Annotated in this window: 19 protein-coding genes; 1 reads left to right on the forward strand and 18 read right to left on the reverse strand. The window is 71.6% G+C overall.

The window, feature by feature from the left end:
- Nucleotides 1-65: 65 nt before the first annotated feature.
- From H1D24_RS10435 to fmt, 6 genes are all read right to left on the reverse strand, one after another.
- Nucleotides 66-1,508 (reverse strand): GuaB1 family IMP dehydrogenase-related protein, encoded by a 1,443-nt coding sequence (locus H1D24_RS10435; protein WP_181657391.1) that lies wholly within the window; start codon nt 1,506-1,508, stop codon nt 66-68.
- A 107-nt stretch (nt 1,509-1,615) separates the two neighbouring features.
- Nucleotides 1,616-1,984: a barstar family protein gene (locus H1D24_RS10440; RefSeq protein ID WP_181657165.1), complete on the reverse strand. Its 369-nt coding sequence runs from the start codon at nt 1,982-1,984 to the stop codon at nt 1,616-1,618.
- Nucleotides 1,984-3,027: a sugar-binding transcriptional regulator gene (locus H1D24_RS10445; protein WP_181657392.1), complete on the reverse strand. Its 1,044-nt coding sequence runs from the start codon at nt 3,025-3,027 to the stop codon at nt 1,984-1,986. The genes H1D24_RS10440 and H1D24_RS10445 overlap by 1 nt, the downstream gene beginning before the upstream one ends.
- A 79-nt stretch (nt 3,028-3,106) precedes the next feature.
- A complete protein-coding gene (gene rpe / locus H1D24_RS10450; protein ID WP_181657166.1) occupies nt 3,107-3,793 on the reverse strand; it encodes a ribulose-phosphate 3-epimerase in 687 nt (228 codons plus the stop codon).
- A 132-nt stretch (nt 3,794-3,925) separates the two neighbouring features.
- Nucleotides 3,926-5,353, reverse strand: coding sequence for an RsmB/NOP family class I SAM-dependent RNA methyltransferase (locus H1D24_RS10455; RefSeq protein WP_181657167.1), 1,428 nt, complete (start codon nt 5,351-5,353; stop codon nt 3,926-3,928).
- Between the two features lie 147 nt (nt 5,354-5,500).
- Nucleotides 5,501-6,445: a methionyl-tRNA formyltransferase gene (gene fmt, locus H1D24_RS10460; protein WP_181657168.1), complete on the reverse strand. Its 945-nt coding sequence runs from the start codon at nt 6,443-6,445 to the stop codon at nt 5,501-5,503.
- A 311-nt stretch (nt 6,446-6,756) separates the two neighbouring features.
- Here fmt and H1D24_RS10465 point away from each other — a divergent pair, with 311 nt between their 5' ends.
- The gene (locus H1D24_RS10465; protein WP_181657169.1) at nt 6,757-7,290 is read left to right on the forward strand and encodes a hypothetical protein; all 534 of its coding nucleotides are present in this window, start codon (nt 6,757-6,759) and stop codon (nt 7,288-7,290) included.
- A gap of 564 nt (nt 7,291-7,854) precedes the next feature.
- On the opposite strand, the gene H1D24_RS10470 is transcribed toward H1D24_RS10465, so the two are convergent.
- From H1D24_RS10470 to H1D24_RS10525, 12 genes are all read right to left on the reverse strand, one after another.
- Entirely contained in the window at nt 7,855-10,002 is a 2,148-nt protein-coding gene (locus tag H1D24_RS10470; RefSeq protein WP_181657170.1) for a primosomal protein N', read from the reverse strand.
- Between the two features lie 131 nt (nt 10,003-10,133).
- Nucleotides 10,134-11,342 carry a methionine adenosyltransferase gene (gene metK / locus H1D24_RS10475; RefSeq protein WP_181657171.1) on the reverse strand — a complete coding sequence of 403 codons (1,209 nt, stop codon included), beginning with the start codon at nt 11,340-11,342 and terminating at the stop codon, nt 10,134-10,136.
- Between the two features lie 402 nt (nt 11,343-11,744).
- Entirely contained in the window at nt 11,745-12,950 is a 1,206-nt protein-coding gene (gene coaBC / locus H1D24_RS10480; RefSeq protein WP_181657172.1) for a bifunctional phosphopantothenoylcysteine decarboxylase/phosphopantothenate--cysteine ligase CoaBC, read from the reverse strand.
- Nucleotides 12,951-13,151: 201 nt separating this feature from the next.
- Complete coding sequence (gene rpoZ, locus H1D24_RS10485; protein ID WP_067276962.1) at nt 13,152-13,424, reverse strand: DNA-directed RNA polymerase subunit omega; 273 nt, start codon at nt 13,422-13,424, stop codon at nt 13,152-13,154.
- A gap of 131 nt (nt 13,425-13,555) precedes the next feature.
- Nucleotides 13,556-14,158 carry a guanylate kinase gene (gene gmk / locus H1D24_RS10490; protein ID WP_181657173.1) on the reverse strand — a complete coding sequence of 201 codons (603 nt, stop codon included), beginning with the start codon at nt 14,156-14,158 and terminating at the stop codon, nt 13,556-13,558.
- Between the two features lie 38 nt (nt 14,159-14,196).
- Complete coding sequence (locus H1D24_RS10495; protein WP_005319887.1) at nt 14,197-14,520, reverse strand: integration host factor; 324 nt, start codon at nt 14,518-14,520, stop codon at nt 14,197-14,199.
- Nucleotides 14,521-15,314: 794 nt separating this feature from the next.
- Nucleotides 15,315-16,160 (reverse strand): orotidine-5'-phosphate decarboxylase, encoded by an 846-nt coding sequence (gene pyrF, locus H1D24_RS10500; protein ID WP_181657174.1) that lies wholly within the window; start codon nt 16,158-16,160, stop codon nt 15,315-15,317.
- Nucleotides 16,157-17,266 (reverse strand): quinone-dependent dihydroorotate dehydrogenase, encoded by a 1,110-nt coding sequence (locus H1D24_RS10505; protein ID WP_181657175.1) that lies wholly within the window; start codon nt 17,264-17,266, stop codon nt 16,157-16,159. Before H1D24_RS10505 ends, pyrF begins: the two co-directional genes overlap by 4 nt.
- Nucleotides 17,267-17,384: 118 nt before the next feature.
- Nucleotides 17,385-20,693, reverse strand: coding sequence for a carbamoyl-phosphate synthase large subunit (gene carB / locus H1D24_RS10510; RefSeq protein WP_181657176.1), 3,309 nt, complete (start codon nt 20,691-20,693; stop codon nt 17,385-17,387).
- Nucleotides 20,686-21,828 carry a glutamine-hydrolyzing carbamoyl-phosphate synthase small subunit gene (gene carA / locus H1D24_RS10515; RefSeq protein WP_181657177.1) on the reverse strand — a complete coding sequence of 381 codons (1,143 nt, stop codon included), beginning with the start codon at nt 21,826-21,828 and terminating at the stop codon, nt 20,686-20,688. Before carA ends, carB begins: the two co-directional genes overlap by 8 nt.
- Complete coding sequence (locus tag H1D24_RS10520) at nt 21,825-22,415, reverse strand: PH-like domain-containing protein (RefSeq protein ID WP_374064204.1); 591 nt, start codon at nt 22,413-22,415, stop codon at nt 21,825-21,827. Before H1D24_RS10520 ends, carA begins: the two co-directional genes overlap by 4 nt.
- Nucleotides 22,412-23,698 carry a dihydroorotase gene (locus H1D24_RS10525; protein WP_181657178.1) on the reverse strand — a complete coding sequence of 429 codons (1,287 nt, stop codon included), beginning with the start codon at nt 23,696-23,698 and terminating at the stop codon, nt 22,412-22,414. The genes H1D24_RS10520 and H1D24_RS10525 overlap by 4 nt, the downstream gene beginning before the upstream one ends.

Here is a 23,698-nt window from a genome sequence, read left to right on the forward strand (position 1 = left end):
CGGCCGGGCCGTGGGGGCCGTCGCAGCATGTGTGCCCTGAGGGGCCGTTGCAGCGTGTCGCCGGCTCAGTTCCAGCTGGCGTGCAGCGGCTTGCCCTCCGCGTAGCCCGCCGCGCTCTGGATGCCGACGATCGCCTTCTCGGCGAACTCCTCGAGCGAGTTCGCGCCCGCGTAGGTGCAGGAGGAGCGGACGCCCGCGATGATCGCGTCGATCAGGTCCTCGACGCCCGGGCGGTGCGGGTCGAGGAACATCCGGGACGTCGAGATGCCCTCCTCGAACAGCGCCTTGCGGGCGCGGTCGTACGCGGACTCCTCGCTCGTACGGTTGCGGACGGCGCGCGAGGACGCCATGCCGAAGGACTCCTTGTAGAGCCGTCCGTCGGCGTCCTGCTGCAGATCGCCGGGCGACTCGTAGGTGCCCGCGAACCACGAGCCGATCATCACGTTCGACGCGCCGGCGGCCAGCGCCATGGCGACGTCACGCGGGTGTCGCACACCGCCGTCGGCCCACACGTGCTTGCCGTACTTCCTGGCCTCCGCGGCGCACTCGAGGACGGCCGAGAACTGGGGGCGGCCGACACCGGTCATCATGCGGGTGGTGCACATGGCGCCCGGGCCCACGCCCACCTTGACGATGTCCGCGCCGGCCTCGATCAGGTCCCTGACGCCCTCGGCCGCGACGACGTTGCCCGCGACGACCGGCACCTGCGGGTCGAGCGCCCGCACGGCCTTCAGCGCGGTGATCATCGACTCCTGGTGCCCGTGCGCGGTGTCGACGACGAGTGCGTCCACGCCCGCGTCGAGCAGCTGCTTGGCCTTGCCCGCCACATCGCCGTTGATGCCGACGGCGGCGGCGATGCGCAGCCTGCCGTGGGCGTCCACGGCGGGCTTGTAGAGCGTCGCGCGGAGGGCGCCCTTGCGGGTCAGGATGCCGGCGAGCCGGCCGTCGCCGTCCACGGCGGGCGCGTACCGGCGGTTGGCGCCGTCGAGCGTGGTGAAGGCCTGACGCGGCTCGATGTCGGCGTCGAGGAGGAACAGGTCCTTCGACATGACCTCGGTCAGCTGCGTGAAGCGGTCGACGCCGCTGAGGTCGGCGTCGGTCACCACGCCGATCGGCTTGTGGCCGTCGTCCACCACGACACCGGCGTCGTGCGCCCGCTTGTGCAGCAGGGACAGCGCATCGGCGACGGTCTGGTGCGGGGCCAGCACGATCGGGGTGTCCAGCACGAGATCGCGCTGCTTGACCCAGGAAACAACCTCGGTGACGACCTCGATCGGGATGTCCTGCGGGATGACGACGAGACCGCCGCGCCGGGCCACGGTCTCGGCCATCCGGCGGCCCGCGATCGCGGTCATGTTGGCGACGACCAGCGGGATCGTCGTGCCGGAGCCGTCCAGGGACGCAAGGTCGACGTCCTGCCGCGACCCGACCGCGGAGCGGCTGGGCACCATGAAGACGTCGTCGTACGTCAGGTCGTACGGGGGCTGGATGTCGTTGAGGAAACGCACGTGCTGCACATCCCAGTCGATCAGAGGTGGCCCCCGGGCAGGTCAGCCGAGGGGAAGAAGCACGTACTTCATTGTCCCACGGGAGGGCTGTACAGCGGGCGGGACAATCATCCAGTCATGTCGGTGAAGGGCTGGTCGGATCCTCCGAGCGCCAGCATCACCGAGAGCGCCGGGCCTCGTTCCCGCATGCGGTCCACGGCCTCCGCGAACACCTCCTGCGCGACGTCCCACTCCCCCGGCTGCGCCGCGGCGTACCCCTGCCAGCCGGTGACGACGACCAGCAGGCCGCGATCCGGGCGCTCGGCGGCGGACGACGGCCATACGGAGACGTCGGTGAGGCTGTCCGCGAGCGCGTCCCAGTTCCGCCCGAACCACTCCGGGAGCTCCAGCGCCCGCGCGCAGCGCTCCATGAACTCCGCCTTCTCCTCGGCCCCGGTGAGGTCGAGGAGGACGGTGGCCCAACCGTGCCCAGTCATCACGGCCCGTCCGGGTCCGCCCGGTCCAGCGCCGGCCGCGGCGTCGGCCCCGCGGCCATCAGAAAGTCCGCGGCCGAGGTGTCCGTGACGAGGCTGGTGACCAGCCCCGACCGCAGCACCGCATCGATCGCCGCAGCCTTCCGCTGACCACCCGCGATGGCGACGACCTCGGGGATCCGCCGCAGCCGGTCCGCCTCGACGGTGATGCACCGCTCGCCCAGGTCCCGCCCCACCCGGCGCCCCTCGGCGTCGAAGAGGTGCGCCGACATCTCGGCGGCGACACCGAGCGACGCGTAGTGCGCTCGCTCCTCGTCGCTGAGCATGTCGTGGACCGTGGAGATGCCCGGCTCCCAGGAGCCGATGGACACGCAGGCCACGGTCACCTTGTCGAAGTACTCGAAGGCTCGGGCGATACCGGTCTGGTTGCGCAGCGCCGCGGCCGTGGCCGCGTCGGGCAGCAGCATCGGCGCGTAGATCGGGTGCGCGTCCCCGCCGGACACCTGCGCGGCGCGCCGGACCGCCTCGACCGAGCCGCGCTCGGCGGTCCCGGCGTCGTACACGCCCGTGAGCTGCACGACGGTGCAGGGCGGCAGCCGGTCGAGCGCCGCCGCCATGTGGATCGTCGAGCGGCCCCACGCGAGGCCGAGGACATCGCCCTCGTGGACGAGCTCGCCGAGGAGGTCCGCCGCGACCTCGCCGAGGTTCTCGGGGTCGGGGGACTCCTCGGCATCCGCCGGGGACTCGACGACCACGGCGTGCCGCAGGCCGTACCGGGAGCGCAGCGCGTCGGAGCGGTCGGCGTCCAGCTCGGCCGGCACCCGGATCTCGATGCGTACGAGGTCGCGCTCGAGTGCCGTCTCCAGAACCCGCGCCACCTTGAACCGGCTGACGCCGAACTCCTCAGCGATCTGGATCTTCGACTTGCCCTCGAGGTAGAAGCGACGGGCCATGGCCGCCGCCTGCACCAGCTCAGCGGGTCCCATCCGCAGGGCTGGCCGTCCCGCCGACATGCCAGTCACGGCGCTCTCCTCACTGCTGTTCACACTCTTGGATACGCCGCTCATCCTTGCAGATCCGGCGTATTTGATCAGCCCTGATGGGCGGCGTTCACGTAGTCGTCGGTCAGTGGTTGCATGCCCACCCGGCGGTGGCGGTCGTCGCCTCGGCCTGGGTGCGCAGTGCACGTACCGCGTCGGCCGGGTCGTCCGCTCCGTACACCGCGGAACCGGCGACAAAGACGTCCGCGCCGGCCTCGGCGCAGCGCTCGATGGTGGAGGCCGAGACACCGCCGTCGACCTGCAGCCACAGCTCCAGACCGTGCTTGCTGATCAGCTCACGGGTACGGCGGATCTTCGGAAGCATGATGTCGAGGAACGCCTGCCCGCCGAAGCCGGGCTCGACGGTCATGATCAGCAGCATGTCCAGCTCGGGGAGCAGGTCCTCGTACGGCTCGATGGGCGTGGCCGGCTTCAGTGCCATGGAGGCCCGGGCCCCCTTCGCACGGATCTCGCGCGCAAGACGCACGGGGGCGGCCGCCGCCTCCACGTGGAAGGTGACCGAACCGGCGCCCGCTTCGACGTACTGCGGAGCCCAGCGGTCGGGGTCCTCGATCATCAGATGGCAGTCCAGCGGGGTGTCCGTCGCACGGCTCAGGGACTCCACGACCGGCACGCCGAGCGTGAGGTTCGGGACGAAGTGGTTGTCCATCACGTCGACATGGAGCCAGTCAGCGCCTTCGACGGCCCGTGCCTCCTCGGCGAGGCGGGCGAAGTCGGCGGACAGGATGCTGGGGTTGATCTGCACGGCCATGCCCCAAGCCTGCCATGCCCGAGGCTGGTTGCTCCCCCCGGCGTACCTGAGTACGACACCCGAGTACGACGAGGGCCGGACCAGGCCGCCGCGGCGCCGTGACGTGCACGGCCCGCCGGCCCTCGCCTGCCGTCAGCCGGTGCGCCGCAGCAGCGCCAGATACATCGCGTCCGTGCCGTGCAGATGCGGCCACAGCTGCACGTCCGGTCCCTCGCCCAGCGCCGGTACGCCGGGCAGGAGCGGGCGTGCGTCGATGAGCTCGGCGCCGCCGTCGTGCTTGAGCACGTCGTCGACCACGGCGCGGGTCTCGGCGAGATGCGGCGAGCAGGTCGCGTACCCGACAACACCGCCGACGCGAACCGAGGCGAGCGCCGTGCGCAGTAGCCCGCGCTGCAGCGGCGCGAAGCTCTCCAGATCGTCCGGGCGGCGCCGCCACCGGGCCTCCGGCCGGCGGCGCAGGGCACCGAGCCCGGTGCAGGGCACGTCCATCAGGACGCGGTCGAACGTGCCGGGCCGCCACGGCGGGCGCGTGCCGTCCGCGGCGATGACCTGGTACGGGCCTGGGTTACCGGCGAGCGCCTTGGCGACGAGTCCGGCGCGGTGCGGCTGCTTCTCAGAGGCGAGGAGCACGGCACCGCGCTGCGCGGCGAGCCCTGCGAGCATCGCGGCCTTGCCTCCGGGGCCCGCGCACCCGTCGAGCCATGCCCGGTCGGGCCCCTCGAGGGGCGCGTTCGCGAGGGCGAGCGCCACCAGCTGGCTGCCCTCGTCCTGCACGCCCGCGCGCCCCTCGCGGACGGCGTCGAGCGAACCGGGATCGCCGCCCTCGGTGAGCCGTACCGCGTAGGGCGACCAGCGGCCGCGCAGCGCCGCCTCCTCACCCAGGCCGCCGAGCAGCTCCTCGGCGGTCGAGCGGCCCGGCCGCGCGACGAGCGTCACCTCGGGCCGCTCGTTGTCGGCCTCCAGCAGATCCTCGATCCCGGCCCGGCCCCCACCGAGCGCGTCCCAGAGCGCCGAGACGATCCACCGCGGATGCGAGTGCACGACGGCCAGATGGTCCTCGGGGTCCTCGTCGTAGGGCGGTGCGACCTGCTCCAGCCAGCCGTCCAGATCGTGCTGGGCGACCTTTCGCAGTACGGCGTTGACGAACTTGGCGCGCCCGTCGCCGAGGACGACCCGCGCAAGCTCCACGGTCGCGGAGACCGCCGCGTGCGACGGGATGCGGGTGCCGAGCAGCTGGTGCACACCGAGGCTCAGCACGTCCAGGACGGGCGGGTCCACCTCGCGCAGCGGCCGGTCGATGCAGGCCGCGATGATCGCGTCGTAGGTGCCCTGCCGGCGCAGCGTCCCGTACACGAGCTCGGTGGCGAGCGCCGCGTCCCGCCCGTCGAAGCCGTCCTTCTCGCGGGCCTTCCGCAGCAGCGGGGGCAGGACGAGGTTGGCGTACGCATCCCGCTCATCGACGGCGCGCAGCGCCTCGAAGGCGAGTATGCGTACGGGGTCCTTCTGGGGACGGCGATACGGCTTGGCCCCCGGACGGGGACGACGAGGTGACTCGCTCACGAAAAAGGTGCTCCGGATCCTGGATGACGTACCCGTCAAGCGTACGTGGCCCGCGTCGGGGGTCGCGGCGGGGCCGATCCCGAGACCACCGGACCCCCGCCCCGGGACCACCGCAGGGCGAGTCCTATCGGAGTTCTACCCGGAGTCCTACCGCGAGCCCTGTCCCCCGAGCCGCTCGCCGGTGGCGATCCTGACGCCGCGGGCCCAGTCCGCCGCGCGCATCGGCTTCTTGCCCTGGGCCTGCACCCACAGCAGTTCCACGGCGTGCGACCCGGTACCGACGTACACGTTGTTCTTGCCGACGGACAGCTCCCCCGGAGCGAGGTCGTCCCGGTCAGGGGTGAGCGCGACCTGGATGAGCTTGAGCCGCTCGCCCCGGAAAACGGTCCACGCACCGGGCGCCGGCGTGCAGCCGCGCACGACGCGGTCCACGCGTAGCGCGGGCGCCGACCAGTCCACCTGCGCGTCCTCGACGGTGATCTTCGGCGCGATGGTGATGCCCTCGGTGGGCTGCGGCACGGCCTTGAGGGTGCCCTCCTCGATGCCGTCCATCGTCGCGGCGAGCAGCCCGGCGCCCGCGAAGGCGAGCCGGGTGAGCAGATCGCCGCTGGTGTCGGTGGGGCGCACCTGTTCCGTCACGGTGCCGTAGACGGGCCCGGAGTCGAGCCCCTCCTCGATGAGGAAGGTGGACGCGCCGGTGATCTCGTCGCCCGCCATGAGGGCGTGCTGCACGGGCGCGGCGCCGCGCCAAGCGGGCAGCAGCGAGAAGTGCAGGTTGACCCAGCCGTGGACCGGGATGTCGAGGGCGGTCCTGGGCAGCAGCGCCCCGTAGGCGACGACCGGGCAGCAGTCGGGCGCGATCTCCCGCAGCCGCGTCAGGAAGTCCTCGTCGCGCGGCTTCGCGGGCTTGAGCACCTCGATCCCGGCCTCCTCGGCGCGCGCGGCGACCGGGCTGGCGACCAGGTGGCGTCCGCGCCCGGCGGGCGCGTCCGGCCGGGTGACGACAGCGGCCACCTCGTGCCGTCCGGAGGCGATCAGGGCGTCCAGAGCGGGAACGGCGACCTCGGGGGTGCCTGCGAAGACCAGCTTCACTCGGAAATACCTCGCATCTCTCGTGCAGGCCCACATATGCCCGGCCGCTGGCCGGGTCTGTGACGGCAGCTCACCAGTCTATGGGCCAGGGGCGGGCGAAGACTCTGCCTGGTCGGTGACGCCGAGCGGGCAGCCGATGACCTCGAGCGGACACCGCGGGGGCGTACGCGCAGATGTGCGCCCTGCGCATATGCCCTTACGCCCTTTCAGCGTGACCACACACCGCTCGGCGCGTTGGTCAAGAAAGAGTTGACACCATGGGCCGCCGACACGGCCCGATCCCTTTCAACGCCGGTTCGAGAGGCTTGTTCATGGCCGACCATGCAACCCACGACGCCCAGGCTCGGGCCAGCCTGCACCTGCTGGTGCGGGACATCGAGCGGGTCCGCCGGCAGGTGGACGCATTGCGCACCCTCACCGCCCAGTTGGGCAACGTCTACCGCCCGCGCCGCTCCGGCCCCGCCACGGGCTTCGTCGTCTACGGACGTGCACCCGCCCCCACGGTCCGTCTCGCCCAGGAGCTGCGGGACAGCGTAGAGACCCTGGTCACGGCCGCCGTGGACTTCGATCGCTCACTGGGGTTCTCGTGGGACGCGGTGGGCTCGGCGCTCGGGGTGACGAAGCAGGCGGTGCACCGGCGGTACGGGGCCCGGCGGGCCGCGGCCCAGGCGGCGGCCAACGCGGAGCGCGCGGCGGAACCGTCGGGCGCCCGCGCCGTGCCCCTCAGCACGGCGATCCCGGCCGTCCCCGCCGCCCGATCCATGCCGACCCAGCCGACAGCGGGCAGCCCCGGACTCCGCGACGAGGCGCGTCCTGGGGCCTTCCCCGGCCCGCGCAACGGCTGACCCCAGCGTCTGCCTAGCCTGCGGGCTCACATGGAGCCCCTGAGCGCCTGGGCATGCGCCGCACCCGCTGCGGGCAGGCGTTCCTCCTTCCCCGGCTAACGCCGGGGGGTGCCCCAGGGTGACTGGGCCCTTGCTCGTGAGAGCCGAGAGCCTGGGGCTGGGGCTGGGGCTGGGCACAGCCGAGCCCCCGCGGCGCCGGGCTGCGCATCCATCCCGGTCGGCGCGCGCTCGGGTGAAGCCCGAGCGCGGTGCTGCCGCAGCTTCGCCATCGCCGTCTTCCTCCCGCGCCAGCGGCCGGCCGCCGCTGTGGGGCGGTCGGCCGCGCTTCCGTGAGGCGGCGGCCTCGCTTCCGCGACGGCATCGTGGAGCTCACGCACGCCGTCCGCCAGGGACTCGGCGCTGGCGGGGAAGACCGACCGATTCGGGACGAGCGCCCTTCGCCGAGGTCTCCGCCGCCCTGCTCGAGCCCCTGGCCGGGAGGCGCCGAGCCTCTCGGTCGCCGCCCCGCAGTCCCGCAGTGCGCTCTCTCGGCCCCTCAGGTGCTGGGTCCCTCCCCGCGAAGGCTCACCCGATGTCCGGCGGATCGATCCGAATCCGGACCGGCTCCGCACCACCCCGCGCCATCCGCGCGGCCTGGGCTGCCTTCAGCGCGGACGCCAGTGCCGCTCCGCGGCCGGGCGGCACGCGGATGAGCGCCCGCTCCCAGTGCTCGCCGGGCGGCGGCGCCCCCGGGCGGCGCGACGGACCGGGCCCCGTCACGGGCAGCGGCACGGGGCCCAACACCTCGGCGTCCGGCGGCAGTTCGGTCCCGGCGAGGAAGGACGCGAGAGCCTCCGGTGTCCCGGACACCGCCGCCATCCGGGACACCGGAGGAAAGCCCAGCTCCGCCCGCTCGGCGAGCTCGCGCGCCGCATGCCCGACGGGGTCCCACCGCACCAGTGCCTGAACAGGCCGCAGCGTCGGCTCGGCGACGACCACAACCGTCCCGCCCGCGCCCTGGTCCCGTACGAGCGCGGCAGCCCCGATCCACCGGCGCAGCGCATCCTCACCCGCCCGCAGATCCGGCCGCCCCAGCATCGCCCAGCCGTCCAGCAGCAACGCCGCCGCGTAGCCGCCTTCGGCGACGGGTTCGGCCCCCGGCGTACTCACCACCAGGGCAGGCGCCGCCGGCACCGTGTCCAGCACGTGTTCGCGCCCGGAGGTGCGCACCGGCACCGCGGGGAACGCTCGTCCCAGCTCCTCAGCGGTGCGCCGGGCCCCGACTATCCGGGCCCGGAGCCCGAAGCCCCCGCACTCGGGGCAGTGCCAGGCGGTCTCGTCCCACCCGCACCAGGCGCACCGCAGCGGCCCGGCGTCCTGGGCGGCCTCCAGCGGCCCGGCGCAGTGCCGGCAGCGGGCAGGCGCCCGGCACTGCGTACACGACAGCCTCGGCACATAGCCACGTCGCGGCACCTGCACCAGCACGGGCCCGTGCTGCAGCGCGTCCCTGACGACCTGCCAGCCCAGTGTGGGCAGGCGTGCGGTCCGCGCCGCCTCGTCCCGCGCGAGGTCCGCGTCCCCCACCGTGCGTACGAGAGGAGCCGCGCGGCGTATCTGCTCGCGGTCGGCGACGAGGGGCAGTGCCCAGCCGCTGTCGACCAGTTGAGCGGCCTCCACTGTGCAGCTCCAACTCCCGAGCAGGAAGGCGGACTTGGTGTGCGCGGCCCGCAGCAGCAACACCTCGCGTGCATGGGGCTGCGGCGCATGCTGCTCGCTGTGGCTGCCGTCCCCGTCGTCCCAGATCGCCACAAGCCCCAGATCGCGGACCGGAGCGAACATCGCGGCCCGCGTCCCCACGACGGCCCGTACGGACCCGCGCCGCACGGCGAGCCACTCCCGGTACCGCTTCTCCGGCCCGGCCTCGGCGGTCAGGACCGCGTGCTGTCCCGTGCCGAGCACCGCGGTCAGTGCGGCATCGACCCGGGCGACCGTCCGCCCGTCCGGCACCACGACCAGGGCTCCGCGCCCCGAGGCGAGCGTCGCGGCGACGGCCCGCGCCAGCTCGTCCGCCCACTCAGGCCCCGGCAGGGCGTTCCACACCGCCCGCGGAGAGGCCCCCGTGGCGAGCGCCTCCAAAAACGCCACGCCCTGCGCGTACCGCCCCCACGATCCGGGTTCGGGTGCCGGTGGTGCCGGCAGGGGTTCCGGCGAGGGCTTTCCCTCTGCCCGCCCGTTGCGCGGCGGAACGGCCAGCTGCAGCACATCGGCGAGGCTCCCGGCATACCGGTCGGCGACGGCCCGTGCCAGCCCGAGCAGTTCCTCGCTGAGCACGGGCTCCGTGGACACCACCTGCGCCAGCGCGGCCAACGGCCCGGAGTAGTCCGACTCGGCGACCCGCTCGACGAGGAACCCGTCGACGAGCCCGCCGCCCTCGCGACGCCCCTCCCGCACGTGATGCCGCCCGGCTCCGAACCGCACCCGGACCCGCACGCCCGGCTGCGCCTGCTCGTCCAGCTCCTCCGGAACCGCATAGTCGAAGTACCTGTCGAGGTGCAGGACGCCCTTGTTGACGAGCACCCGCGCCACCGGCCGCTCCTTGGCAGGCGCGGCGCCCCGCCAGGTCCGTGGCTTGGCCCGCGGCGTCCTGGCCCTCCGCACACTCTCCCGAATCAGCGCGAGCTGCTCCGGCGGCACGCCCCCCGCGCCCGCACCCTGCCCGTTGTCGCTGCTCACAGCAGCATTCCTACCAGACACCACCGACAACCGGCCCAGGCCGAGCTCCCGGCCGACGGTGTCCGGAAACGGCGCGAGGCCCGGACCCCTGGTGGGGTCCGGGCCTCGCGGCATGCTCGCTCTTGCGGGCCTTACAGCCCCACTGCCTTGCGCAGCGCGTCCACCCGGTCCGTGCGCTCCCAGGTGAAGTCCGGCAGTGCGCGGCCGAAGTGGCCGTACGCCGCGGTCTGGGCGTAGATCGGGCGCAGCAGGTCCAGGTCGCGGATGATCGCGGCCGGGCGGAGGTCGAACACGGCACCGATGGCCGCCTCGATCTTCTCCGGGTCCACGGTGTTCGTACCGAACGTCTCCACGAAGAGGCCGACGGGCTCGGCCTTGCCGATCGCGTAGGCGACCTGCACCTCGCAGCGGGCCGCGAGGCCCGCTGCGACGACGTTCTTGGCGACCCACCGCATCGCGTACGCGGCGGAGCGGTCGACCTTGGACGGGTCCTTGCCGGAGAAGGCACCGCCACCGTGGCGGGCCATGCCGCCGTACGTGTCGATGATGATCTTGCGCCCGGTCAGGCCGGCGTCGCCCATCGGGCCGCCGATCTCGAAGCGACCGGTGGGGTTGACCAGCAGCCGGTAGCCGTCGGTCTCCAGCTTGATGCCGTCGTCGACCAGGGCCTTCAGCTCCGGCTCGACGACGAACTCGCGGATGTCGGGCGCGAGAAGCGAGTCCAGGTCGATGTCGCTCGCGTGCTGCGAGGAGACGACGACGGTGTCCAGACGGACCGCCTTGTCGCCGTCGTACTCGATGGTGACCTGCGTCTTGCCGTCCGGGCGCAGGTAGGGGATGGTCCCGTTCTTGCGGACCTCGGTCAGGCGGCGCGAGAGCCGGTGCGCGAGGTAGATGGGCAGCGGCATCAGCTCGGGCGTCTCGTCGCACGCGTAGCCGAACATCAGGCCCTGGTCGCCCGCGCCCTGCTTGTCCAGCTCGTCGTCGTCGCCCTCGACACGGGACTCGTACGCCGTGTCGACACCCTGCGCGATGTCCGGGGACTGCGAGCCGATGGACACCGACACACCGCAGGAGGCGCCGTCGAAGCCCTTCTTCGAGGAGTCGTACCCGATCTCGAGGATCTTGTTCCGGACGAGCGTCGCGATGTCCGCGTACGCCTTGGTGGTGACCTCGCCGGCCACGTGCACCAGTCCGGTGGTGATCAGCGTCTCCACGGCGACCCGGGACGTCGGGTCCTCCCGCAGAAGCGCGTCGAGAATGGTGTCGCTGATCTGGTCAGCGATCTTGTCGGGGTGACCCTCGGTCACGGACTCCGAGGTGAACAGGCGACGGGACACAACGCTCCCTGTGGTTGCAGCGGCTGCTGGCTGATCATTGATGGACCGGCCGGAGGCTGCGCCCGGCGTTGTCCAAGACCAGTTTATCGGTCGTGCCCGGCCGCCGGTCCACGTGTCTCGACACATGGGAGCCCTGTGACCTGGGGCACTGGCATTCTGCGGTACGACGATCGGCCCACACCAGGGCTTCGGGCCCCGAAAATGCGGGGTCCGCGACGTCCGGTGGAACGCAAGGCGACGTTCGCGTGAACGGCGCCTCCAATCATTGTTCGAATGAAGAATGACACGGCCGATGGCGGATCCTTCGGCGTGTCGCGTCACCGTATGTGCTGCCGTCGCCTTGGGTGTGTCACCCGCCACAGGCGGGCCGCGACGCCGCTGACCTCTCTCAGGCGAGGCGGCTCAGGCGAGGCGCTGTGCGACCAGGTCCCACACCGTGTCGGCGAGCGCCTCCTTGGGGCCGTACGGCACGGGGATCTCGCTGCCGTCGGCGCTGAGCACGACGGCCTCGTTCTCCTCGGAGCCGAAGGTCTTGCGCTCCCCCACCTCGTTCACGACGAGCAGGTCGCAGCCCTTGCGACGCAGTTTGGTGCGGCCGTTCGCCAGTACGTCGTCGGTCTCGGCGGCGAAGCCGACGATCACCTGGCCGGGGCGGGGACGGTCACCGGAGATCTCGGCGAGGATGTCCGGGTTGCGGACCAGGGTGATCGGCTCCGGGTCCTCGCCGTCCTTCTTCTTGATCTTGCCCGTGGCGTACGCCGCCGGGCGGAAGTCGGCCACGGCGGCGGCCATCACGACAGCGTCGGCGTGCGCCGCAGCCTTGATGACCGCCTCGCGCAGCTGGACGGCGGTCCCCACGGGGACGACCTCCACGCCCGCCGGGTCGGGCAGCCCGGTCGTGTTGGCGGCGATCAGCGTGACGCTGGCGCCGCGCGCCGCGGCGGTACGGGCGAGCGCGTATCCCTGCTTGCCGGAGGACCGGTTCCCCAGGAACCGGACGGGGTCGAGCGGTTCGCGGGTGCCGCCTGCGCTCACGACGACGTGGTGGCCGGCGAGGTCCGCCGCGTGCGTGCCGCGGGCCAGGGTCCGGCGGCAGACCTCGAAGATCTCCACGGGCTCCGGGAAGCGGCCCTTGCCGGTGTCGACGCCGGTGAGGCGGCCGACGGCGGGCTCGATGACGACGGCGCCGCGGCGTCGCAGCGTCGCGACGTTCTCCTGGGTGGCGGGGTGCTCCCACATCTCGGTGTGCATGGCGGGGGCGAAGATCACCGGGCACCGGGCCGTGAGCAGGGTGTTCGTGAGCAGGTCGTCGGCGAGGCCGTGGGCGGCCTTGGCGAGGATGTCGGCGGTGGCGGGCGCGACGACGACGAGGTCGGCGGCCTGCCCGATCCGTACGTGCGGGACCTCGTGCACGTCCGACCAGACCTCGGTCGACACGGGGTGGCCCGAGAGCGCCGACCAGGTGGCGGCGCCGACGAAGTGCAGCGCGGACTCGGTGGGCACGACGCGTACGTCGTGCCCCGACTCGGTCAGCTGCCGCAGCAGCTCGCATGCCTTGTAGGCGGCGATGCCACCGCTGACGCCCAGAACGACCTTCGGCTTGTCCACCGTCTGCTCTTCTCCCTGTCGGCTGCCGGCCCGCTGACCTGCCGGCTGACCTGTACCTGCTGACCTGCTGACCTGCTGACCTGCTGACCTGCTGACCTGCTGACGAACACGTACCCACCCATGACACACCACAGGCCCGGCAGTCGAGCTGCCGGGCCTGTGGTGCTGCGAAACGCCCCCTTGGGCGCTTCGGAAAACGCCTTACTGAGCCGGGCCCTCGACGGACTCGGAGGTCAGCAGTCCCGCGTTGATCTCGCGCAGGGCGATCGAGAGCGGCTTCTCGTGCACGTGCGTGTCCACGAGCGGACCCACGTACTCGAGGAGACCCTCGCCGAGCTGCGAGTAGTACGCGTTGATCTGGCGAGCACGCTTGGCCGCGTAGATCACGAGGCTGTACTTCGAGTCGGTTGCCTCGAGGAGCTCGTCGATCGGCGGGTTGATGATGCCCTCGGGCGTGGTGATGGAAGAGGACACGCTCTACCTTCCGATGGATGGGAAAACCAGAAAGATCAAACACTGGGGTCAGGGGGATGCTGGGATCCGGGGGTTGTTCCCCGCCGGGCTCGTTCCCCCATTGGGGGGCGTTCCCCGCTGGGAGTGGATCCCTATTCCCCAGAAGACACCGCCATCAAGGCTAGCAGCTCACGCGCCACGTCCTCGACGGAGGTGTTGACCAGGGTGGTGTCGAACTCGGACTCGGCCGCGAGTTCGACCTTGGCTGCTTCCAGACGGCGCTCGATGACCTCGGGCGGCTCGGTGCCGCGGCCGGTCAGCCGACGCACCAGCTCCTCCCAGGAGGGAGGAGCCAGGAACACCAGCAGGGCGTCCGGCATGGACTCCCTGACCTGACGCGCGCCCTGGAGGTCGATCTCCAGGAGAACGGGCTCGCCGGCCTCCAGCTTCTCGACCACGGCACGGCGGGGGGTGCCGTAGCGGTTGCCCGCGAACTCGGCCCACTCCAGCAGCTCGCCGTTGGCGATCAGCTTGTCCATCTCCTCGTCGGTGACGAAAAAGTAGTGGACGCCGTGCCGCTCACCCGGGCGCGGCTTGCGGGTCGTCGCCGACACCGAGAGCCAGACCTCGGGGTGCTTTGCGCGCATATGAGCGACGACCGTGCTCTTGCCGACCCCGGAGGGGCCGGAGAGCACGGTCAGCCGCGGACGTACGTCCGGGGGTGCGGGGGTCGCCCCCCGGGTTGTTGCAGCCATGCAGTGATTATCCAGGTTCTCAGGGGTGCCCGAGAACGTCAGGCGGCGCCGCCGCCGAACTCGCGCTCCAAGGAGGCGATCTGGTTGGAGCCGAGGCCGCGCACCCGACGGCTCTCGGAGATACCGAGTCGCTCCATGATCTGCTTGGCGCGGACCTTGCCCACGCCCGGGAGGGACTCGAGGAGGGCGGAGACCTTCATCTTGCCGATGACGTCGTTCTCCTGGCCCTGCTTGATGACCTCGTGAAGGGAGGCGCCGGAGTGCTTGAGTCGATTCTTGACCTCGGCCCGCTCCCGGCGAGCCGCGGCGGCCTTTTCGAGCGCGGCTGCGCGCTGTTCAGGGGTAAGGGGCGGAAGAGCCACGCCTACGTCACCTCGGATGTCGAACTGTCGGATACGGACCGGTGAGGAACCTAGTCGCCCCACACCTGGGGAGCAACGAGCAACGCTTTGCCCGTGCACTCTCGACGGAGACTAGCGGCCAAGTCCGCCGGAGTCAGCGAGAACAGACGAAAAGTCCTGGTCAGCCTCCATTGAACCCGACATAAGGGGCATATTGCCCCGGATTTGAGGGTGTATTCACCTGGAGCTTGGGCCGCGAGGCCCTGTGACGAGGGGCTTGGACGCCCTGCGGGGCGTGCGGGGAGGCCCCCAGAGCCAGAAGAAACGCTCCCTCGGAGCGTCGGGCGGGCGGGTTGGGTGGGGTCGGGTGGGGTGGGGGCGTGCCGGGCTGCGGCTGCGGGCTGCGGGCTACGACTGCGGGCTGCGGGCTGCGGGCTGCGGGCTGCGGGCGATTGTCCGGCCGCAGGGCGCTACGGGGCACTGGAGCGGTGCGCGGCGGCCGTGCTGCGCCCCAGGCCCGGGGCCGGCGATGCGGGCCCAGAGCCGGGCGGCAAGCGCGCCGGGGCAACGGGGGTCAGGACCGGGCCGAAGCAGCCCCGCCCGGCCACCAGGGGCGACCGGCCCTCGGAGCGATGAACCCATGCTGGTGCCGTGCCTCAGCCCCCAGAGCCGGACGGCGAGCGCCAGGCCACTGGGGTCAGGACCGGCCCGGAGCAGCCCGCCCGGCCACCAATCGTCGCAGACACCAGCGAGCACCACGCTGTGCGCGGGCGACTCGCCGCGGGCGAGCTCCGCGGCGGCCAGTGCCCGGCCTCTTACGCCCCCTCCACCGCCTCGCGCACCTCGTCTGCGAAGCGGACCGCCGCGTCGCGCAGGGCGGCCGGCGAGGGGCCGGCCTTCAGGACAGCCCGGCTGACGTTCGGCACGACATTGCGTACCGAGTCGCCGAAGACCCGCGGAAGGTCGGCGGGGGTGGCGCCCTGGGCGCCGATGCCGGGGGCCAGAAGCGGGCCGTTGATGGCGAGGTCGTACGACGAGAGGTCGCCCAGTGTCGCGCCGACGACCGCGCCGAAGGAGCCGAGCGGTTCGGCGCCCGCGTTGTCGTCGGCGAGGTGCGCGAGCATGGTCGCGCCGACGGTGCGGCCGTCCGCGCACACCGCGTGCTGGACCTCGGCGCCCTCCGGGTTGGAGGTGAGGGCGAGGACGAAGAGTCCGGCGCCGCTCTCCCGCGCGAGATCGACGGCCGGCTTCAGCGATCCGTATCCGAGGTACGGGGATACGGTCAGCGCATCCGAGAACAGCGGCGCGTCCTTGCGGAGGTACGTCTCCGCGTACGCGGCCATGGTCGAGCCGATGTCGCCGCGCTTGGCGTCCATGACGACGAGGCCACCCGCGTCGCGCAGGTCCGCCACGGCCTTCTCCAGGACGGCGATGCCGCGCGAGCCGAAGCGCTCGAAGAAGGCCGACTGCGGCTTGAACACGGCGACCTGGTCGGCGAGTGCGTCGACGACGGTGCGCGTGAAGGTCTCCAGGCCCTGGATGTCGTCGTTCAGGCCCCAGCCGGCGAGCAGCGACGCGTGCGGGTCGATGCCGACGCAGAGCGGCCCGCGGGTGTCCATGGCGTGGCGCAGGCGCGCGCCGAAGGGTTCCAGAGGGCTCATGCGGATGCCTTTCGGGTGTCGGCGCCGACGGCCTCGGCGAGGGTGGCGTACGGGCTGGTGCGCAGCCGCGCGGCCAGGCCCTTGTGGATGGCGCGCGCCCAGAACGGGCCCTCGTAGATGAAGGCGCTGTAGCCCTGGACGAGCGTGGCGCCCGCGAGGATCCGCTGCCAGGCGTCCTCGGCGTTCTCGATGCCTCCGACGCCCACGAGGGTGATCCGGTCCCCCACGCGCGCGTAGAGGCGCCGCAGGACCTCCAGGGAGCGCTCCTTGAGCGGCGCTCCGGACAGACCGCCGGTCTCCTTGACGAGGGCCGGGTCGGACTTGAGTCCCAGCCCGTCCCGGGCGATCGTCGTGTTCGTCGCGATGATGCCGTCCAGGCCGAGCTCGACGGCGAGGTCGGCGACGGCGTCGATGTCGTCGTCGGCGAGGTCGGGCGCGATCTTGACGAGCAGGGGTACGCGGCGGTCGGGGACGCTCCGGTCGGCGGCCTCGCGGACGGCGCTGAGCAGGGGCCGGAGCTGGTCGACGGCCTGCAGGTTGCGCAGGCCCGGGGTGTTCGGCGACGACACGTTCACGACGAGGTAGTCGGCGTGGCGGGCGAGCCGCTCGGTCGACTTCACGTAGTCGCCGACGGCCTCGGCCTCCGGCACGACCTTGGTCTTGCCGATGTTGACGCCCACGGTGGTCTTGAAGACCGGATTGCGGGACGCGAGGCGCGCGGCGACGGCGGCCGAGCCGTCGTTGTTGAAGCCCATGCGGTTGATCAGGGCGCGGTCGGGGACCAGCCGGAACAGCCGCTTCTTCGGGTTTCCGGGCTGGGGTTCGCCGGTGACCGTACCGATCTCGATGTGGTCGAAGCCGAGCATCGACATGCCGTCGATCGCGACGGCGTTCTTGTCGAAGCCCGCTGCGAGCCCGAACGGGCCGTGCATACGCAGCCCGAAGGCCTCGGTACGCAGCTCTTTGTAGCGGGGCGCCAGCGCTGCCGCGACGAAGGTGCGGAGCACCGGGATGCGGGCGGCGAGGCGGATCCAGCGGAAGGCCAGGTGGTGGGCCTGCTCGGGGTCCATCCGGTGGAAGACCAGCCGGAAGAAAAGCTTGTACATGGTCATGTCCTCATGAAGGGCCTCATGAAGCCTCTTGAAGCCTCGTGAAGAGGCCTCAAGAGACTGAGAAGCCTCACGAAGAGGGGGACACCGTTTCCGGTGTCCCCCTCCTGGGCTGCTAGTCGCGGGCCGCGGTCAGATGCTCTGCGTGTTCCTGGAGCGAGCGCACTCCCACGCCTCCGTGGTTGAGCGCGTCGATGCCCTGGACGGCCGCGGCGAGCGCCTGGACCGTCGTCAGGCACGGGACCGACCGCGCCACGGCCGCCGTACGGATGTCGTAGCCGTCGAGGCGGCCTCCGGTGCCGTACGGGGTGTTGACGATCAGGTCGACCTCGCCGTCGTGGATCATCTGGACGATGGTCTTCTCGCCGTTCGGGCCCTCGCCCTCGCTCTGCTTGCGCACGACGGTCGCGTTGATGCCGTTGCGCTTGAGGACCTCGGCCGTGCCGGACGTGGCGAGCAGCTCGAAGCCGTGGGCGACGAGTTCGCGCGCCGGGAAGATCATGGCCCGCTTGTCGCGGTTGGCGACGGACACGAACGCCCGGCCCTTGGTCGGCAGCGGGCCGTACGCACCCGCCTGCGACTTGGCGTAGGCCGTGCCGAACACCGAGTCGATGCCCATGACCTCGCCCGTGGAGCGCATCTCCGGGCCGAGGACGGTGTCGACGCCGCGGCCGTGGATGTCTCGGAAGCGCGACCACGGCATGACGGCCTCCTTGACGGAGATCGGCGCGTCGAGCGGGAGCTCGCCGCCGTCGCCGGTCGCCGGGAGCAGGCCCTCGGCCCGCAGCTCGGCGATCGTCGCGCCCAGCGAGATACGGGCGGCTGCCTTCGCCAGCGGCACCGCGGTCGCCTTCGAGGTGAAGGGCACGGTGCGCGAGGCACGCGGGTTGGCCTCGAGGACGTACAGGATGTCGCCTGCCAGTGCGAACTGGATGTTGATCAGTCCGCGCACCCCGACACCTCGGGCGATGGCCTCCGTGGAGGCGCGCAGCCGCTTGATGTCGAAGCCGCCGAGGGTGATCGGGGGCAGCGCGCACGCCGAGTCGCCGGAGTGGATACCGGCCTCTTCGATGTGCTCCATGACGCCGCCGAGGTAGAGCTCCTCGCCGTCGTACAGCGCGTCCACGTCGATCTCGATGGCGTCGTCGAGGAAGCGGTCGACGAGGACCGGCCGGGTCGGGCTGATCTCGGTCGACTCGGCGATGTACGCCTCGAGTCGCGCCTCGTCGTAGACGATCTCCATGCCGCGACCGCCGAGCACGTACGACGGCCGCACCAGGACCGGATAGCCGATCTCGTCGGCGATGGCTTTGGCACCGGCGAAGGTGGTGGCGGTGCCGTGCTTCGGCGCCGGGAGGCCCGCCTCCGCGAGGACGCGGCCGAAGGCGCCGCGGTCCTCGGCCGCGTGGATGGCCTCCGGCGAGGTGCCCACGATCGGCACGCCGTTGTCCTTGAGCGCCTGCGACAGGCCCAGCGGGGTCTGCCCGCCGAGCTGGACGACGACGCCCGCGACGGGGCCGGCGAGCGACTCGGCGTGGACGATCTCCAGCACGTCCTCGAGCGTCAGCGGCTCGAAGTACAGGCGGTCGGAGGTGTCGTAGTCCGTCGAGACGGTCTCGGGGTTGCAGTTGACCATCACGGTCTCGTAGCCCGCGTCTCTGAGCGCGAAGGAGGCGTGGACGCAGGAGTAGTCGAACTCGATGCCCTGGCCGATGCGGTTCGGGCCGGAGCCCAGAATGATCACCGCGGGCTTGGTGCGCGGCGCGACCTCGGACTCCTCGTCGTAGGAGGAGTAGAAGTACGGCGTCTTCGCGGCGAACTCGGCGGCGCAGGTGTCGACCGTCTTGTAGACCGGGCGGACGCCGAGGGCGTGCCGGACCTCGCGGACGACGTCCTCGCGCAGGCCGCGGATCTCGGCGATCTGGGCGTCGGAGAAGCCGTGGCGCTTGGCGTCGGCGAGCAGCTCGGGGTCGAGCCGCTCGGCGGCGGCCAGCTCGTCCGCGATCTCCTTGATCAGGAAGAGCTGGTCCACGAACCACGGGTCGATCTTCGTCGCCTCGAAGACCTCCTCCCGGGTCGCACCGGCACGGATGGCCTGCATGACGGAGTTGATGCGGCCGTCGGTCGGGCGGACCGCCTCGCGCAGCAGCTCGGCCTTGTCGCCGGGCTCGCCGACGAACGTGAACTGGCTGCCCTTCTTCTCCAGCGAGCGCAGCGCCTTCTGCAGTGCCTCGGTGAAGTTGCGGCCGATCGCCATCGCCTCGCCGACCGACTTCATGGTGGTGGTCAGCGTGGAGTCGGCGGACGGGAACTTCTCGAACGCGAACCGCGGAGCCTTGACCACCACGTAGTCGAGCGTCGGCTCGAAGGAGGCCGGGGTCTGCTCGGTGATGTCGTTGGGGATCTCGTCGAGCGTGTAGCCGACGGCCAGCTTGGCGGCGATCTTCGCGATCGGGAAGCCGGTGGCCTTGGACGCCAGGGCCGAGGACCGGGACACGCGCGGGTTCATCTCGATGACGATCACGCGACCGTCCGCGGGGTTCACCGCGAACTGGATGTTGCAGCCGCCGGTGTCGACGCCGACCTCGCGGATCACGGCGATGCCGATGTCGCGGAGGATCTGGTACTCGCGGTCGGTGAGCGTCATCGCCGGGGCGACGGTGATCGAGTCACCGGTGTGCACGCCCATCGGGTCGAAGTTCTCGATGGAGCAGACGACCACGACGTTGTCGTGCTTGTCGCGCATCAGCTCCAGCTCGTACTCCTTCCAGCCGAGGATGGACTCCTCCAGGAGCACCTCGGTGGTGGGAGACAGCGTCAGGCCCTGGCCGGCGATGCGGCGCAGCTCCTCCTCGTCGTGCGCGAAGCCGGAGCCGGCGCCGCCCATCGTGAAGGAGGGGCGGACGACGACGGGGTAGCCGCCGAGCGTCTCGACGCCCTTGAGCACGTCGTCCATCGAGTGACAGATGACCGAGCGGGCGGACTCGCCGTGCCCGATCTTCGCGCGGACGGCCTCCACGACCTCCTTGAAGAGGTCGCGGTCCTCGCCCTTGTTGATCGCCTCGACGTTGGCGCCGATGAGCTCGACACCGTACTTGTCGAGCGTGCCCGCCTCGTGCAGCGAGATCGCCGTGTTGAGGGCCGTCTGGCCGCCCAGGGTCGGCAGGAGCGCGTCTGGGCGCTCCTTGGCGATGATCTTCTCGACGAACTCGGGGGTGATCGGCTCGACGTACGTGGCGTCGGCGATCTCCGGGTCGGTCATGATCGTTGCCGGGTTGGAGTTGACGAGGATGACGCGAAGGCCCTCGGCCTTGAGGACGCGGCACGCCTGGGTGCCGGAGTAGTCGAACTCGGCGGCCTGGCCGATGACGATCGGGCCGGAGCCGATGACCAGGACGGACTGGATATCGGTGCGCTTAGGCACGCTGGCCCTCCATCAGGGATACGAAGCGGTCGAACAGGTAGGCGGCGTCGTGCGGACCGGCTGCCGCTTCGGGGTGGTACTGGACGCTGAACGCCGGGCGGTCGAGGAGCTGCAGCCCCTCCACCACGTTGTCGTTGAGGCACACGTGGGAGACCTCGGCCCGGCCGTAGGGGGTGTCGGAGACCTTGTCGAGCGGGGCGTCGACGGCGAATCCGTGGTTGTGCGCGGTGACCTCGACCTTGCCGGTCGTACGGTCCTGCACGGGCTGGTTGATGCCGCGGTGGCCGTACTTCAGCTTGTAGGTGCCAAAGCCGAGGGCGCGGCCCAGGATCTGGTTGCCGAAGCAGATGCCGAAGAGCGGCGTGCCGCGCTCCAGCACCGCCTGCATCACGGAGACCGGGTGGTCGGCGGTGGCCGGGTCGCCCGGACCGTTGGAGAAGAACACGCCGTCCGGGTTGACCGCGTAGACGTCCTCGGCGGTCGCCGTGGCGGGCAGCACATGCACCTCGATGCCGCGCTCGGCCATGCGGTGCGGGGTCATGCCCTTGATGCCGAGGTCGACGGCGGCGACGGTGAATCGCTTCTCCCCGATGGCCGGGACGACGTACGTCTCGGTGGTGGCGACCTCGGCGGAGAGGTTCGCGCCCTTCATCTGGGGGGCTTCCTGCACGCGGGCCAGCAGCTGCGCGTCGTCGGCGATCGCCTCGCCGGAGAAGATGCCGACGCGCATGGCGCCGCGCTCGCGCAGATGGCGGGTCAGGGCCCGGGTGTCGATGCCGGAGATCCCGACGACGCCCTGCGCCGCGAGCTCCTCGTCCAGCGAGCGCTTGGCGCGCCAGTTGGACGGCACGCGCGCGGGGTCGCGTACGACGTAGCCGGAGACCCAGATCTTCTTCGACTCGGGGTCCTCGTCGTTGACGCCGGTGTTGCCGACGTGTGGGGCGGTCATCACGACGACCTGGCGGTGGTACGACGGGTCGGTGAGGGTCTCCTGGTAACCGGTCATGCCGGTGGAGAACACCGCTTCGCCGAAGGTCTCCCCCACGGCCCCGTAGGCACGGCCGCGGAAGATCCGGCCGTCCTCCAGGACGAGTACGGCGGGAACCTTCGAGGCTCCCCTTGTGGAGGTGGTCATCGTGCGCCTTCCGTTTGCGTCTTCTTGATCATCTGGTTCAAGGCCTCGACCCACTCGTTGTGCTCGGCCGCGCGGTCGGAGCGGAATCCGGAGTCGAGCAGCTTGTCGCCGTGGGCCCAGGTGACGACGAGCAGTCCGCCCTCGGCGAGGACCTTGCCCGCGATGCCCTTGTCGAGCCGGGCGTCGCGGAGCTGCGCGGCCGGGACGAAGAAGTCGGTCGCTCCGGGGCGTACCACGTCCAGTCCCGCGTCCGTCAGCGTGAGCTCGACCCGGCTGCGGGTGCCCAGGCCGTGCGCCACGATGCGGTCGAGCCACTGTCCGGCCGTGGTGGAGCCGTGGTAGCGGCCGCTCATCGTCAGTTTCGCCGGACCGGGCTCGGCGGGCGCGCCGGGCAGCTCGGGCAGGTCGCCCTGGAGCGTGCCGCGCCACTTCCAGCCCTCGCGCATCAGCCAGTAGACGAGGGCGATGAAGAGCAGCAGTCCGACGACCCAGCCGATGCGGGCGGCCCAGTCGGTCACCTCCGCCGACTTCTGTTCCGCGGCGGTGTACGCGGCAGAGGCGTACGTCAGAGATGTCAGAGCTGTCACGCGAGCTTCCCGTCGACGAGCGTGGCCCGGCCCCGCAGCCACGTGTGGGTGACGCGTCCCGGCAGCTCACGGCCCTCGTAGGGGGTGTTGCGGCTGCGGGAGGCGAAGCCCGCGGGGTCCACGGCTCCACGGTATGCGGTATCGACCAGCGTGAGGTTGGCGGGCTCACCAGCCGAGATGGGCCGTCCGTGGCCGTCTGCGCGGCCGATACGTGCCGGCTTGAACGACATGCGCTCGGCGACGCCCGCCCAGTCGAGGAGACCGGTCTCGACCATCGTGTGCTGAACGACGGACAGCGCCGTCTCGAGGCCGACCATGCCCATGGCGGCCGCGGCCCACTCGCAGTCCTTGTCCTCGTGCGGGTGCGGGGCGTGGTCGGTGGCGACGATGTCGATCGTGCCGTCCGCCAGGGCCTCGCGCAGCGCCATCACGTCGCGCTCGGTGCGCAGCGGCGGGTTGACCTTGTAGACCGGGTTGTACGTACGAACCAGCTCGTCGGTGAGGAGCAGGTGGTGCGGGGTGACCTCGGCGGTCACGTCGATGCCGCGGGACTTGGCCCAGCGGACGATCTCGACCGAGCCGGCGGTCGACAGGTGGCAGATGTGGACGCGCGAGCCGACGTGGTCCGCGAGCAGCACATCGCGGGCGATGATCGACTCCTCGGCGACGGCCGGCCATCCGCCCAGGCCCAGCTCGGCGGAGACGACGCCCTCGTTCATCTCGGCGCCCTCGGTGAGCCGCGGCTCCTGCGCGTGCTGCGCGACGACGCCCCCGAACGCCTTCACGTACTCCAGCGCCCGCCGCATGATCACGGCGTCGTGGACGCACTTGCCGTCGTCGGAGAAGACCGTGACGCCGGCCGCCGACTCGTGCATCGCGCCCAGCTCGGCGAGCTTCTTGCCCTCCAGGCCGACGGTGACCGCGCCGATGGGCTGCACGTCGCAGTAGCCGTGCTCCTGGCCGAGCCGGTAGACCTGCTCCACCACGCCGGCGGTGTCGGCGACCGGGAAGGTGTTGGCCATGGCGAACACGGCGGTGTAACCGCCACTCGCGGCGGCCCGCGTTCCGGTCAGGACGGTCTCGGAGTCCTCGCGGCCGGGCTCGCGCAGATGGGTGTGCAGGTCGACGAGGCCCGGCAGCAGCACCTTGCCGTCGGCCTCGACGACCTCCGCTCCGTCAGCGGACAGACCGGCACCGACCTCGGCGATCGTCTCGGCGTCGATCAGCACGTCCTGCGGCTCGCCGCCGAGCACCTTCGCACCACGGATCAGGATCTTGCTCAT

It is taken from the genome of Streptomyces himalayensis subsp. himalayensis, assembly GCF_013778455.1.
Taxonomy (GTDB): Bacteria; Actinomycetota; Actinomycetes; order Streptomycetales; family Streptomycetaceae; genus Streptomyces; species Streptomyces himalayensis.

Coding starts and splice junctions, on each gene's coding strand:
- carA (WP_181657177.1), bottom strand. CDS start 21,828: ATGACCACCTCCACAAGGGGAGCCTCGAAGGTTCCCGCCGTACTCGTC.
- H1D24_RS10465 (WP_181657169.1), top strand. CDS start 6,757: ATGGCCGACCATGCAACCCACGACGCCCAGGCTCGGGCCAGCCTGCAC.
- rpe (WP_181657166.1), bottom strand. CDS start 3,793: ATGGCCGTGCAGATCAACCCCAGCATCCTGTCCGCCGACTTCGCCCGC.
- H1D24_RS10505 (WP_181657175.1), bottom strand. CDS start 17,266: ATGTACAAGCTTTTCTTCCGGCTGGTCTTCCACCGGATGGACCCCGAG.
- H1D24_RS10525 (WP_181657178.1), bottom strand. CDS start 23,698: ATGAGCAAGATCCTGATCCGTGGTGCGAAGGTGCTCGGCGGCGAGCCG.
- H1D24_RS10440 (WP_181657165.1), bottom strand. CDS start 1,984: ATGACTGGGCACGGTTGGGCCACCGTCCTCCTCGACCTCACCGGGGCC.
- pyrF (WP_181657174.1), bottom strand. CDS start 16,160: ATGAGCCCTCTGGAACCCTTCGGCGCGCGCCTGCGCCACGCCATGGAC.
- gmk (WP_181657173.1), bottom strand. CDS start 14,158: ATGGCTGCAACAACCCGGGGGGCGACCCCCGCACCCCCGGACGTACGT.